This window comes from Sorangium sp. So ce117 (assembly GCF_051524395.1).
Lineage (GTDB): Bacteria > Myxococcota_A > Polyangia > Polyangiales > Polyangiaceae > Sorangium > Sorangium cellulosum_B.
The window spans coordinates 10,455,629-10,468,732 of sequence record NZ_CP150309.1 but is presented as its reverse complement, the minus strand read 5'-3'; the positions used below and the strand labels follow the sequence as shown (position 1 = coordinate 10,468,732).

General features: G+C 70.3%; 11 protein-coding genes. 7 read left to right on the top strand and 4 right to left on the bottom strand.

Annotated features, from left to right (window positions below; all coding sequences use genetic code 11):
* Positions 1-60 precede the first annotated feature (60 nt).
* A complete protein-coding gene (locus WMF46_RS39260; protein WP_437981899.1) occupies positions 61-981 on the top strand; it encodes a transposase in 921 nt (306 codons plus the stop codon).
* A gap of 184 nt (positions 982-1,165) precedes the next feature.
* On the opposite strand, the gene WMF46_RS39255 is transcribed toward WMF46_RS39260, so the two are convergent.
* Positions 1,166-2,053, bottom strand: coding sequence for a hypothetical protein (locus tag WMF46_RS39255; protein WP_437987989.1), 888 nt, complete (start codon positions 2,051-2,053; stop codon positions 1,166-1,168).
* Between the two features lie 791 nt (positions 2,054-2,844).
* On the opposite strand from WMF46_RS39255, the gene WMF46_RS39250 reads away from it, so the two are divergent.
* Both WMF46_RS39250 and WMF46_RS39245 read left to right on the top strand, forming a co-directional pair.
* Complete coding sequence (locus WMF46_RS39250; protein ID WP_437748092.1) at positions 2,845-3,603, top strand: DNA methyltransferase; 759 nt, start codon at positions 2,845-2,847, stop codon at positions 3,601-3,603.
* Between the two features lie 45 nt (positions 3,604-3,648).
* On the top strand, positions 3,649-4,608 hold the full coding sequence (locus WMF46_RS39245; protein ID WP_437981898.1) for a gluconeogenesis factor YvcK family protein: 960 nt from the start codon (positions 3,649-3,651) through the stop codon (positions 4,606-4,608).
* Positions 4,609-4,725: 117 nt separating this feature from the next.
* Here the strand turns inward: WMF46_RS39245 and WMF46_RS39240 are convergent, their stop codons facing one another.
* Positions 4,726-6,468, bottom strand: coding sequence for an APC family permease (locus WMF46_RS39240; protein ID WP_437981897.1), 1,743 nt, complete (start codon positions 6,466-6,468; stop codon positions 4,726-4,728).
* Positions 6,469-7,077: 609 nt separating this feature from the next.
* On the opposite strand from WMF46_RS39240, the gene WMF46_RS39235 reads away from it, so the two are divergent.
* The 3 genes from WMF46_RS39235 to WMF46_RS39225 all read left to right on the top strand — a co-directional run bounded on the left by WMF46_RS39235 (position 7,078) and on the right by WMF46_RS39225 (position 9,739).
* Positions 7,078-7,461 carry a hypothetical protein gene (locus WMF46_RS39235; protein WP_437981896.1) on the top strand — a complete coding sequence of 128 codons (384 nt, stop codon included), beginning with the start codon at positions 7,078-7,080 and terminating at the stop codon, positions 7,459-7,461.
* A 182-nt stretch (positions 7,462-7,643) separates the two neighbouring features.
* Positions 7,644-8,249: a hypothetical protein gene (locus WMF46_RS39230; protein WP_437981895.1), complete on the top strand. Its 606-nt coding sequence runs from the start codon at positions 7,644-7,646 to the stop codon at positions 8,247-8,249.
* 365 nt (positions 8,250-8,614) lie between these two features.
* On the top strand, positions 8,615-9,739 hold the full coding sequence (locus tag WMF46_RS39225) for an STAS domain-containing protein (RefSeq protein WP_437981894.1): 1,125 nt from the start codon (positions 8,615-8,617) through the stop codon (positions 9,737-9,739).
* A gap of 7 nt (positions 9,740-9,746) precedes the next feature.
* Here the strand turns inward: WMF46_RS39225 and WMF46_RS39220 are convergent, their stop codons facing one another.
* Positions 9,747-10,685, bottom strand: a complete 939-nt coding sequence (locus WMF46_RS39220) for a hypothetical protein (RefSeq protein ID WP_437981893.1) — start codon at positions 10,683-10,685, stop codon at positions 9,747-9,749.
* Complete coding sequence (locus tag WMF46_RS39215; protein ID WP_437981892.1) at positions 10,682-11,584, bottom strand: SPFH domain-containing protein; 903 nt, start codon at positions 11,582-11,584, stop codon at positions 10,682-10,684. The genes WMF46_RS39220 and WMF46_RS39215 overlap by 4 nt, the downstream gene beginning before the upstream one ends.
* Before the next feature lie 155 nt (positions 11,585-11,739).
* On the opposite strand from WMF46_RS39215, the gene WMF46_RS39210 reads away from it, so the two are divergent.
* Positions 11,740-13,101, top strand: a complete 1,362-nt coding sequence (locus tag WMF46_RS39210) for a serine/threonine protein kinase (protein WP_437981891.1) — start codon at positions 11,740-11,742, stop codon at positions 13,099-13,101.
* Positions 13,102-13,104 lie beyond the last annotated feature (3 nt).

Here is a 13,104-nt window from a genome sequence, read left to right as displayed (position 1 = left end):
TTCAAGTATGCGAAATCATTGACCACAAGCCCCGGCACGCGTTTGGCATAGTCGGCAGCCATGAGCCAGCCTCGCGCTATCGTTGCAGGCGCCACCTATCTCCTCACGCGACGCGCGTTGCGGCGACACCTCCTCTTCCGACCGGACGCCGCGATTACTCAGCTGATCACCTATGCACTCGCGGTTTCGGCCAGGCGCTACGGCGTTCGCCTGCATGCGTTGTGTGCCATGTCCACGCACCTGCACATCGTCGTCACTGACGTCGAAGGCGTGCTTCCGCGATTCCTGCAGCTGTTTCATCGCCTCGTGGCGCTGGGGACCCAGGTGCTCCGAACCTGGGAGGGGCCGGTCTGGGGCCACGAAGCGACCAGCGTTGTTCGCCTCTTGACGCGGATGGCTGTGGTGGAAAAGATTTCATATTCACTGGCGAACCCGGTGGAGGCGGGGTTGGTGCGACGTGCGAAGGAATGGCCGGGAGCGAAGGTGCTCGTCAACGAAATCGGCCGCGGCGAGCTGCGGGCGAGGCGTCCTGACGTCTACTTTGCTTCGAGCAATCCCGCATGGCCCGAGGACGCCGCCATTGCGATCTCGCTTCCGCCAGCTGTGGCGGATGATGACGCCGACGCCTTCCGGCGCGAGGTGGCGGCGGAGCTGGAGCGGAAGGAAGCCGAGGCGCACGCCGCGATGCATCGAACTGGCCGCAGTTTCCTCGGCCCCGAGCGCGCATGCGCGGTGTCGCCCGACGCTCGCGCGACGAGCTTCGAGGCGCCCCGCGGCCTCAATCCAACGTTTGCGGTGGGGAGGGGACATGCAGACGCACGAAGGACCGCGGTTGCCGCTGTCCGGGCATTTCGCGCAGCGTACCGCGAGGCGCTTCAACGATGGCGTGCAGGGCTGCGCAGCGCGGTGTTTCCGGCAGAGACGTGGTGGATGCGCGTATTCCATGGCGTGACCGTGAACGATGATCCACTCGTGTCGTAAAAGGAACGATCGAAATGCCGACGCGCCACCTGGGCTGCTCGACGAGGGCGAGTAAGCGGCAGACGCCCTCCGTTCGCGCGCATGAACGCGTACCTGGTTTTCGTGTGAAGCTACACGTCAAGGGCGCCGGAATTGCGTGAGCCGGCCTGATGGTCGAGGAAGCGCGGGCGTTCCGTGCGCGTCGCTACAACGGTAGGGGAAGCTCGATATACGGGTCCGTGATCCGGCCGACGGCGATATCGCGCACCTGCGTCCCATAGTAGGTCGATCCCGATTGCGTGCTCCACGCGTGTCCCACGATCGTCCCGTTGCTGTTGGCATAGAGGCGCATGACACCCCTGCCAACACCCGCGTGCCAGGAGCCGTCCGCGTTGCGCCGGGTGTCGGTTGTCCCGTGGCCCGTGGTGCTCGAGTCGAGGACGAGGAGCGAGTACTGTATCGTCCCCGTGACGAACGGATAGGTCGCCACGCGTGGCACTGCAGCGCCTGCCGCGATGGCGACGTGCCCGCTCGCCGTGCTCCCCGCCGGATACTCGATCGCGACGATATCGCCGGCCTCGATCTCGCTCACCGTCACGATCTGCTCGAACCCGACCTCCTCGATGATCCTGTCGTGGTACAGCGAGGCGTTCGGGCTCATGCTGCCGAACCATGTGTTGATGTCGTAGACGGACAGCTGATACGCCTGCTTGAGGACGTTCGTGACGAACGACGCGCACAGGCTGCGGCTCCGATAATCGGGGGCTCCTGCGACGCCGGCCCAATAAACATAGGTCGTGCCGCTTCCATATTCGTTGTTCACCGGTGCGATGTGGGTCACGAGTGTGTCGGCCCAGTACAAATGGCCCGGCTCTCCGGCAGTCTGGCCCTCTGCCGGGCGCGGCGCGAGCAGGCTCACCCCGGCCAGAACGACGCCCGGGAGCGCGCGAACAGCGGCTCTCGAGCTCATGCGCTTCAATGCATTCATGATTTCCTCCCGTGTGGAATCGATGGCCCCGCGTAGGCTGGTCACACCGGTGTCGGCCTCGTCGCGGGCATCGCCGCGGAGCGCCGGCAAAGCGAAGTTGCGCACCAAGCCACCGAACATACGCCGAACGAACGATCTCTTCAATCACCGGCACGAAGGCGGCACACGGGCCGTGCGCGATCCTGCGCGGATAGTGTTCCCCTCATTTCCACAGGCTGTCTCCTCGCGGCGACCTCCGTGCACGTCTTCGTAGATCCGCGCGTCGATGCCCACCGCAGGGGCGGCGCGGCGGTGGCGCGGGGATCACGGCCGGTACGGAGAGGGCGAGGCCGGCCGTCGCGACCGACGTTGCTTCCGACGACGGCCGACGCGACCGACGTTGCCCCCGGCGACCGACGTTGTCCCCGGCGGCCGAAGCGACCGACGTTGCGCCCGACGTCGCCCGACGTCGACTGGAGGGCGGCGATGTCGTACGGATCGGCCGATCCCGGGCGCTTGGGGCTCGCGCTCGGCGAGTGCCCGAGGCGCTGACGGAGCGCGCCCCGCCCGCGGCGCGTCGCGCGCGGGTCCAGGCGGCTCGCCGGGGCCGAGCTCCGCCGTTTTGTTGACAGATCCGCGCAGTTCGATTGGATGGCCGCGTGTCCCCCGTGAAGCGCGCATCGACCACCCTCCACCCCACCCTGACGCTCGGCGACGCGCTGGAGCACTACGCCTCCTGGCCGAGACCCACCGTGATTGTCTCCGACGGTGCTTATGGGGTCTCCGGTTTTCCGGGCGATCCCCCGACGCACGACGGGCTCGCCGCGTGGTACGCGCCCCACGTCGCCGTCTGGTCGGAGCGCGCCTTGCCGTCCGCCACCCTCTGGTTCTGGGCGACGGAGGTCGGCTGGGCGACGGTGCACCCGCTGCTCGAGCAGCACGGCTGGGAGTACCGGACCTGCCACGTCTGGGACAAGGGAATCGCCCACATCGCGGGCAACGCGAACACCCGGACGCTGCGCAAGTTCCCCGTGGTGAGCGAGGTGTGCGTGCAATACGTGCGCAAGGTCCTCCTGGAGAGCGCCGGCGTGCGGCTGCCCCTCAAGACCTGGCTGCGGCATGAATGGGAGCGCTCGGGCCTCCCCCTGCGCCAGACGAACGAGGCGTGCGGCGTGAAGAACGCGGCCACGAGGAAGTACTTCACCCGCTGCCACCTCTGGTATTACCCCCCGGCCTCGGCGTTCGAGCAGATCGCCGCCTTCGCGAACGCGCACGGCCGCCCCGAGGGGCGACCCTACTTCTCGGTCGATGGCAAGCGGCCGTTGACGGGCGAGGAGTGGGCTACCCTGAGAGCCAAATTCCATTGCGAGGTCGGCGTGACTAACGTCTGGCACGAGCCGGCGGTCCGCGGCCCCGAACGCTTCAAGGAGGACACCCGGTCGATCCACGGCAACCAGAAGCCCCTCAAGCTGCTCGATCGCATCATCCGCGCATCGTCCGATCCAGGCGATGTCGTCTGGGAGCCATTCGGGGGGCTCTGCTCGGTCGCGGTGGCGGCCTTCACCGCAGGGAGGCGCTGCTACAGCGCCGAGATCGCGCCCACGTACCACGCCGTCGCGTCGCGCCGCCTCGCGAAGTGCGCGCCGCAGCCGCGCGTCGAGATCTCGGCGGCCTGACGGTCGGTATCGGCCCCGCTCGTCCGCATGGTAGCCTGCTCCCCCATGGCGACGCCGAAGATCGTGACCGTGGGAGGGGGGACGGGCCATTACACGCTCCTCACCGGCCTGCGTGACCTGAGCGTCCGCATCACCGCGATCGTGACCATGATGGATTCGGGCGGGAGCTCCGGGAGGCTCCGGGACGAGTACGGCCTCCTGCCGCCGGGCGACTTCACGCGTTGCCTCGTCGCCCTGTCCGAGCACCCGGAAGCGCTGAAGGAGCTGCTCGGCCACCGCTTCCGCTCGGGGAGCCTCGGCGGGCACACCCTGCGCAACCTGATATTCACCGCGGTGCAAGAGATCACAGGCTCGCTCCCCCTCACGGTCGAGCGCCTGCACGAGATCTTTTCCGTCAAGAACCGCGTCCTCCCGGTCACGATGGATCACGTCGATCTCGTGATGCACCTCGAGAACGACCGCACCATCCGCGGCGAAGCGTCGATTGACAACCTCTCCGACATGCTCGATGCGCCGGTGCTCTCGGTCTATCTGGATCCCGAGGCCCAGGCGTATCCAGCGGCGCTCGACGCGATCGCGGAGGCCGATCTCATCATCCTCGGGCCGGGAGATCTTTACACGAGCCTCGTGCCGAACCTCCTGGTCAAGGGCGTGCGCGAGGCCATCGCGGCGAGCCGCGCCCGCGCGATGTTCGTGTGCAACCTGATGACGAAGCCCAACGAGACCCCCGGCTACACGGTCGAGGACTTCGTGGGGACCATCGCCATGTACCTCGGCGAGGCCCGGCTCGACGCGGTGCTTGTCAACGACGTCTGGCCCTCCGAAGGCCTCGAGGACTACGCCTCCGCCGGCTCCGAGCCGGTCGTGACCTCGCCGGACAAACCGCTCGCCTCCGACCTCCTCGTCCCTGCCGACCTGCTGTTCGGCGGCAAGCTGATTCGCCACGACCCGCGCAAGCTCTCGGCCGCGATCGTCTCGCTCGCCCGCCAGCGCTCGTGGTGGTGAGGGCCCGGCTCCGCTGCGCCTGGCCCTACGCTCGACGGCCACCCGCGGCGCGCTTCCGGGACGCGGCGCTGCCGCGTCGGCCGGGCGGCCTCGGGCCGGCGCGGCCGCGCACGACGATCAGGCGGCCTCCGGTGCATCGGGCAGATAAAAAGGCGTGTTGACGATCACGATGCCCTTCCCGCCCCGGAAGAGAAGGAGCCATTTGAGGACCGATGCCGTGTGGTTGTGCAGCAGGTAATGGTACCAGCGTGACTCGACCACCTCTGGCACGACGACCGCTACCTGCCGGTCGGGGTGGGCGCGCGCGAGGGTGGTGACGAAGCGGAGCAGCGGCCTGAAGAGCCGCCGGTAGCGGGACCGCACCACCGAAAGCCGCGGCGCCGGTACCCCCTTCGCCTTCGCGGGCTCCTCCACCAGATCGTGCCATTCGCCGCTCAGGTCCTCGACGCGAGGATCGTCGAGGAGCACCTGGAGCGCGTAGACCTCAGGCGAGAGGCGCAGCGCGAAGCGGAGCCCCTTCTGCGCCACGAGATCCCAGCGCCTGATCGGGACCACCACGATCGGCGGCGGAGGTGGGGTGAGGTCGAGCGGCGCGCGGGCGCGAACCACCTCGTCGATGTGCTTGTAGTGGCGTCGCACATTGCAGAAGATGAGAAAGGCCCCGAGCACGAGCAGGGTCGAGATCCACGCCCCCTCGGTGAACTTCGAGACGATGATGACGACGAGCGTGGCGGCCGTGGCCGTGGCGCCGGTCGCGTTGACCGCGAGGTGGAGCCGGGAGCGCGCGCCGCCGACCCTGCGCCAGTGCGCGGTCATCCCCGCCTGCGACATCGTGAAGGCGAGGAACGCGCCCACCGCGAAGAGCGGGATGAGGGCGTCGGTGATGCCCTGGAAGACCACGAGCAGGAGGGCCGAGAGCCCGGCCAGGACGCCGATGCCGTAGGAGAAGGCGAGGCGCCTGCCGCGGTGGATGAAGGGCTCAGGCAGGAAGCGATCGAGCGCGAGGAGCTGACAGAGGCGGGGGAAGTCGGCGAAGCTGGTGTTGGCCGAGAGCATGAGCACCGTCACCACGGCGGCCAGGGTCACGTAGTAGAACGGGCCGCGCCCCACGACCGCGCCCACGAGCTGCGAGACGATGCTCTGATAGCCGCTCTTGCCGGGCTCGGTGGCGGTGATGCCGTACGCCCGCGCGAGGATCGCGATCCCGGCGAGCAGGATGCCGAGCGACGCGACGATGTACGAGAGCGTCCGGCGCGCCAGCTCGCTGCTCGGCTTGCGAAAGGTAGGGACGCCGTTGCTCACCGCTTCCACGCCGGTCATCGCGGTGCACCCGCTCGCGAAAGAGTGGCAGAGGAGCGCCAGGCTCGCGGTCCCGAGCGCGACCGGCAGCGAGGGCGGCGCGAGCACGGGCGGCGGGTGCCCTCCGTGGAGGATCGTCTTCCCGATCCCGATCCCGATCACCGCGAAGAGACAGCCGAGGAACGCGTACGTCGGCACCAGGAACACGAGGCCTGCGGTGCGGAGCCCGCGCAGGTTGGCCGCGGTGAGCACGACGAGGACGGCAAGGCAGAGGCCCAGGGTGTGGGGCAGGAGCGCGGGCACCGCGGAGACCAGCGCGCCCACCCCCGCGGAGACGGCGACCGCCACGTTGAGCACGTAGTCGATGAGCAGCGCCGCCGCCGCGACGAGGCCGGCGCGCGTGCCGAGGTTCTCCTTCGCGACGATGTACGAGCCGCCGCCGCTCGGGTACGCGGCGATCGTCTGGCGGTACGAGATGTAGACGATCGCGAGCAACCCGATGACCAAGGCGCTGAGCGGCACGATGTAGTGGACGCCGAGCGCGCCGAGGGGGAGGAGCACGGTGAGCGCGGCCTCGGGGCCGTACGACGCGGAAGCGAGCGCGTCGAGGCCCAGGACCGGGATGCCGGAGAGCGGGCCGATCTGTTCCTTCTCCTCTTCATTTCATCGGAGGCCAGCCGCCGGCCGAACAGCACCGTCACGAGCGACATGTGTGAGGCAACTCACGCAAGGCGTGTGCCGGGAGCGAGCTCCGTCGCGCGCGCGTCGGTCGGAGCCGCAGCGTGCAACTGGTGCTCCAAGCTCGCGCCGAGCGCTCGTCAGCGGTGCTGATCGAGCACGAGCGTCGCCCGCATGAGCGCGGGTGCGGCCCGCCGCATTCGAGGTTTGCACGGCCAGCCTCTCCTCCGATGCGAGCCGATATCGTGTGAGCCGATCGAGGTGGGATCATTTGCCACGCCCGGCCAAGTTGCCTCATCGCGGGCGGGCGCCCTCGCCCGCGAGCCCCCTGCCGCTGGCGCAAGCGGCTCGCCTGCTGCTGGCGCCAGCCGCGCGGGCTCCCCGTTACTGCGCGTCGGCCGCGACGGCGCTCCCTGCTGGTATGTGCTTCGCATAGAGCCGGGGGCTATCGCCACGTCAGTGGCTCATCATCTCTGGACGAGGTAGAGCGCTATGAGCATCAGTAACGACCAGTACACGTCGGGCGGGTACAAGAACGGGATTTATGAGGGCGGCTCGCAGGAGTCCGGCTCGCACGAGCCTGGCGTGCAGCCGACGCAGGGCGGCGAGGGCGCGGTGAGCCTCGATATGCTGCTGAAATTTGCCAAGGACATCCAGGCCAAGGTCAAGGACGTCCCATACATCGTCCCGATCGCGATTGGCGGGGCGGCATTTGCGATTGGGGTGCTCGCCAGCTCGAAGATCCTGCGCCAGCTCACCCTCCTCGCCGGCGGCTACGTGGTCAAGTACGCGATCCAGAACGTCCCCAGGGAGCCGATCGTCGACTTTGCGAAGAAGGTCGTGTCCGACTCGTACCGAGCGTCGTCGAGGGCCTGAGCCGGGGACGCGCTGCGGCGCGCGCAAGGGCGCTCGCCCGCATGCAGCCGTGCAAGCTCCGGCGGAAGGCAGCCTGACCTGAAATCCTACCTCCGCCGCGTCGGCGGCACACGCCCCCCCAATTCTGTCATCATGGAGGCGGTGGTGCGGACGCGCCGCCAGCGCGCGGACGGGAGGACGCCATGGACATCCGGGAGAGCATCGAAGTGCGCTGGTTCCTGCCTGCGGACGATGCTCGGGTGGCGCGCCTCATGTCGTGGTTCTCGCGTGCGTTCTCCGAGGCGCCTCGGCACGACCGCTACCGGTGCCTCCGGCGCGCCGATCTCGGGATCAAGAAGCGCGGCGGTCGGCCGAAGGGCCTGGAGGTCAAGTTTCGGGTCTGCGCCCTCGGATCCGTCCATCTCTCTCCCACGGTGCTGGGTGAGCTGGAGCGGTGGACGAAGCTCTCCCTCTCATCGATGGACGCCGATGACAGCGGGTGGACGACCCTCACGAAGGAGCGCCGCGTGAGGGTGTTCGGGCTGGTGGACGGACGCGCCGTCGAGGTGATGGACGGCGCGCACCCCGGAGCCGGGTGTGCTGTCGAACTGACGCGCGTCGCCGTCGCGGAAGGCGAGGGCGCGGCTGCTCCGGCGGCGTGGTCGCTGGGCCTCGAAGCGTTCGGTCCGCCAGCGATCCTGCTCGAAGCGCTCTACGCCGTGGGCCGCGCGGTGTTCGTGGAGATGCCCGACCTCGGCCTTACGTCCGTTGAATCGAAGGGGTATCCGGCGTGGCTCGCCGAGCGGTGAGCGCAGGGGCTCGCCGTGCAGCAGCCTGCTGATCGCGGAAGTCGACAGGGTGTTCTCACTCCCCAGTCGCCTGCGTCGAGCGTCTCGTCTATCTCTTCCATACGCCATGAATGTACGCCGTCGGCCATGGCCCGCCGTCGCGAGCGCCTGCTCGCAAGCGCCCGCACCGGAAATGGCATCGCCACGAGAGACATTCCTGCGAGGGCCTCGCGTGGGATACCTTCCTCCCATTCTGATATCCAGGGGAGAGGGCCCGCGTGATGAGCGTTGCTTCAAATGGGTTATTTGCTGAATTTTTCTCCAGCTGTCCTGAGCTGCTCTTCGTCGCCTCGGCCGCAGGCGGACTGCTGCACGAGAATGAAGCCTTGCGGGAGATCCTTGGCCCCGTGAGCGAGGGGGGTGCGACCCTCGCAGAGCTCGCTCATCCCGAGGATCGCGCAGCGCTCCTGGACGCGTGGGCGAAGCTCGAGCAGACAGGCGAGCCCATCTCTATCCGCCTCCGCGTCCGCGACGCGCGCGGGGCGTACCGGCCGTTATCGTGCAACGTCAGGCGATCGCCCGATCGCAGCGCGGTCTTCGGGTCGCTCCGGCCGGCATCCGAGATCGATGACAAGGAGCTGACGACCCTCCGCAACAAGGCGCGCATCCTGGACAGCATCGTCGAGCACGTGGACAACATGGCGTTCTGGGCGCTCGACAGCGAAGGAACCTGTTTCTATCACGACGGCAAGGCGCTCGGGACCGCCGGGTTCAAGCGCGGGCAGCTCGTCGGGGCGAACTGGTTCGAGCTGTATGGGAACCAGCCAGACGCGGCCGTCGACGACGCGCCCGTCGACGGCACGCGCGAATGGTTCGACGGGAAGGTGCGCCGCTTTCGCAGCGACATGCTCGGCGTCTACTGGGACAACTGGATCACCCCGCTCCGTGGCGAGGACGGCGAGCCCGGGGGCGGCTTGCTGGGGCTGTCGTTCGACATCTCGGAGTCCAGGAGCACGGAGAAGGAGCTGCGCGCCCAGCTGCAGCAGATCGAGGCGCAGCAGAAGGTCATTCGCGATCTCTCGACGCCGATCATCGAGGTGTGGGATGGAGTGCTCACGCTGCCGATGGTGGGGACGGTGGACAGCGTGCGGACCGCCGATGTAATGGACAGCCTGCTGTCGAAGATCGTGGAGAAGCAGGCGCGCTTCGCGATCCTCGACCTGACGGGCGTCGAGGTGGTCGACACGAAGGTCGCGAGTCACCTGATCGAGCTCGTCACCGCCATCCGGCTGCTCGGGGCCGACGGGATCGTCGCAGGTATCAAGCCGAACGTCGCCCAGACGATGGTCGCGCTCGGGCTCGACCTCTCGCAGCTCACCACGCAACGTAACCTCCGCGCGGCGCTCCAGCATGCGATCCGGAGCATGACCCGCCCGGAGAACCCCCCGCGCAACGGCGCCGCGACGGCCGGCGCGGGCGCTGCGGCGCCCGGCCTGCTGGCGCCGGGCTGACCGCGCGTCACGGCTCGCCGCCGCCGCAGAGCAGCGCGGCGAGCTCCTCCGTCCGCTCCGGCGTCGCGAGGTCCCCGGCTGTGACGGTGATCGCGCGGATCCCCTCGGCTCTCCAGCCGCCTTGCTCGCGCTCCGGGGCCGCCGTGATCCGGACGCGCATGAGCTCGCCGGACGCCACGACCGCGAGCTCCACGCCCTCGCCCTCCGGCCCGTCACCGCGGCGGATGGTCACCGCCACCGCGCCGCGCGCCGCGAGCGCCCGCGCGAGCCGGGCCTCCGGCTCCGCCGCTCCGCCGAGCGGGTAGAGCGCCGTGGCGAGCTCCACGGACGCGATCGCCTCGGAGGCGCGCGTCCCCGCGTCGCGCACCGCCCGCCGCAGCCGCTCCGCGCGCTCGCCGTCGCGGTCGAGCGCCGCGCGATCCGCTGGCTCGAGCCGCACCACGCAGCGCACCAGCGCGGCGCCCCCGCTCGCGACCTGCGCCGCCTCGAGCCGCGCGCGGCGGAGCATCGCCGCGCCCCGCGCGTCGCCCGACGCCTCGAGCAGGGCCGCCGCGCCGCCGAGCACCGCGTCCGGAGCCGGCCGCTCCGGCGCCGCCGGGAGGGCGGCCTCCCGGTAGATCTGGCTCCACCCGCGCCCGACGCCGGGCAGGCGCAGCACCAGCGACAGATCGGCGAGCTCCGTCTCCGGCGTGCGGACCGCGCTCGCGAACGCCTCCTTCACCGCCGCGAGGCGGCTCGGATCCGCGGTGAGCGCCGCGAACTCGGGCGCGTCGACGGCCAGCGAGAGGCGCGACGCGCTCACCTCGCGCGACCCCAGCGTCCACCGCTGGGGCGGGGCGGCGAGCGCGAGCTCCCCGCCGGCGACGAGGGCGGAGAGCCCGCGCTCGCCGCGCGCCTCGAGCAGCGCCGCGACCGCGGCCTTGAGCGCGGTCAGCGCCGGGATCACGCCCCGCCCATGCGCCCGCGCCGCGCCGTCCGCTGCTCCTCGAGCGCCGCCTCCTCTTCGTGGGCGGCCTCGGCCTCACGCTGCGCCTCGGCGTCGACCGCGCGTTGCCCCTGCTGGACCCGCACGGGCTTCGCCTCGGTGGACGCCGCCTCGGCCATCGCGACCGCCGTGTGCCGCACGTCGTCGTACGGCTTCGCGAGGTCGAAGATCACCTTGGTGTTGCCCTGGCTCAGGTTCGCCAGCGCCTCGAAGCGGCGCAGCTCCATCGCCCCGGGCGAGCGCGCGAGGATGCCCGCCGCCTCCGCGAAGTTCTTCGCGCTCTCCACGTCGGCCTCGCTCTTGATGACCACGTAGCGCCGATCGCGCTCGGCGATCGCGCCCTTCGCGAGCACCTCCTGCATCTGGGGCGGCAGCGCGATGTCCTGGAGGCCGATCATCTCCACGTGCAGGCCCCACGCGGCCGCCACCGCCTCGACCTGCGCGCGCACCTTGGCGGCGACCTCCTCGCGGTGCGCGAGCAGCTCGTCGAGCCGCGTCTCGCCCACCACGTCGCGCAGCACGACCTTCGCGCGATCCTTCATCGCGTTCTCGTAGTTCTCGACGGCCAGCGTGGCCTTCTCCGGATCGACGACGCGGTAATAGACGACCGCGTCGACCATCGTGGTCACGTTGTCGCGGGTGATCACCATCTGCTGGAGGAGATCGCGGTTCTTCATCCGCGTGTCGATGCGCCGCAGCTCCTGGATGCCCGGGAGGAACAGGGTCACGCCGGGGGATACGCGGCCGGTCAGCTTGCCGAGCGTGAAGCGCAGCGCGGCTTCCCATTGGTTGATCTGCCGCAGCCCCGACAGCAGGTAGAGCACGGCAAACAGCCCGAGCACGGTGAGGATCAGCGACATCGCTCGCGACTCTAGCAGAGCGGATGGCGCGGGCCGCGCGAGCGGTGCGCGTCGGCGGGCGTCCGGACGTTCGCCCGCGAGCGCGCGCTCGCGGGCGCCCAGGCGCGGCTTCGACCTGGTGTCGTTGCCCGGGCGGTGTACTCTCTGCCCCCTCGATGGGTGCCGAGCCGAGCCAGGCGTTGCGCGACGGGCGCTACGTGACCACGCGCGCCCTCGGCGAAGGGGCTCAGGGGCACACGCTCGAGGCGGTCGACAAGCGGCTCGGCAAGCTCGTCGCGATCAAGCGGTTCCAGATCCGCGGCGCATCGAGCTGGAAGAGCGTGGAGCTCGCCGAGCGCGAGGCCCGGGTGCTCGCGTCGCTCTCGCACCCGAGCCTGCCAGGCTACCTCGATCATTTCGAGGAGGACGGAGCGCTCTTCCTGGTGATGGAGAAGATCGAGGGCGAGAGCCTGGGCGCGATGCGCCGTCGCCGCGCGGTGCTCGGGCGGGACGACATCCTCCGCTTCCTGCGGGACGCCTCGGGCGTGCTCGACTACCTGCACGGCCGCGCGCCGCCGGTCATCCACCGCGACATCAAGCCGAACAACGTGATCCGCCGGCCCGACGGCTCCTTCGCGATCGTCGACTTCGGCGCGGTCCGCGATCGCATGCGTCCCGAGGGCGGGAGCACCGTGGTCGGCACGTTCGGGTACATGGCGCCGGAGCAGTTCCAGGGCCGCGCGCTGCCTGCGTCGGACGTCTATGCGGTCGGCGCGACCGCGCTCTGCCTGCTCACCGGCGAGGAGCCGGAGAACCTGCCGCACCGAGGGCTCGCGATCGACGTGCCCGCTGCCCTCGGCGGTCGAGCCGATCCTCGCCTCGTCCGGGCGCTCTCCGCGATGCTGGAGCCTGACCCGGACCGCCGCGCCGCGCGCATCGCTCCGCTCCTTTCGGGGCTCGAAGCGGGCGGCGCGCGCCCCGAGACGGCGCGCGCTGGCGAGCCCGCGGAGCGCGGGCCGCGCAAGGAAGAGAAGCGCGCGCGCAAGGACGAGCGCAAGGAAGAGAAGCGCGCGCGCAAGGAGGAGCGGCGCGCGCGCCGGCACGAGGGGCGCCCGTCGCTCGATCGCGGCCTTGTGGGCCTGCCGCTCGTCGCCGCGCTGTTCGGCCTCACCGTCGCGCGCATCGCCGTCGGCGTCGCGCTCGGGGTGATCGTCCCGACGGTGCTGACGCTGCTGTCCCTGGTGTTCGGCCGCGTGCTGCGCGAGAAGGCCGCGCCGAACGTGCGCAGGGCCGGGCGGGTCGCCGATCTCGCGCTGCGCCGCGCCACGCGCGTCGTCCGCGGGCACCCGGCGCCGGACGACGCGGCCCAGCGCGGCCAGGCCGCGGCGGCGCGCGTGCGCTTCGAGGAGCAGGAGGCCCCCGGTCGATCGCGCATCCACGACGGCGACGTCGCGCTGGACGAGGAGCTCGACGAGGAGCTGGACGAGCCGGGCCGCACGCACGCCGCCTCGCGGCCGCCTCGCCGGGGGGAGCGCTGAGCG

Bases quoted from the DNA above. Each gene is read 5' to 3' on its own strand.
- WMF46_RS39260 (WP_437981899.1), top strand. From the start codon at position 61: ATGAGCCAGCCTCGCGCTATCGTTGCAGGCGCCACCTATCTCCTCACG.
- WMF46_RS39245 (WP_437981898.1), top strand. From the start codon at position 3,649: ATGGCGACGCCGAAGATCGTGACCGTGGGAGGGGGGACGGGCCATTAC.
- WMF46_RS39235 (WP_437981896.1), top strand. From the start codon at position 7,078: ATGAGCATCAGTAACGACCAGTACACGTCGGGCGGGTACAAGAACGGG.
- WMF46_RS39230 (WP_437981895.1), top strand. From the start codon at position 7,644: ATGGACATCCGGGAGAGCATCGAAGTGCGCTGGTTCCTGCCTGCGGAC.
- WMF46_RS39215 (WP_437981892.1), bottom strand. From the start codon at position 11,584: ATGTCGCTGATCCTCACCGTGCTCGGGCTGTTTGCCGTGCTCTACCTG.
- WMF46_RS39210 (WP_437981891.1), top strand. From the start codon at position 11,740: ATGGGTGCCGAGCCGAGCCAGGCGTTGCGCGACGGGCGCTACGTGACC.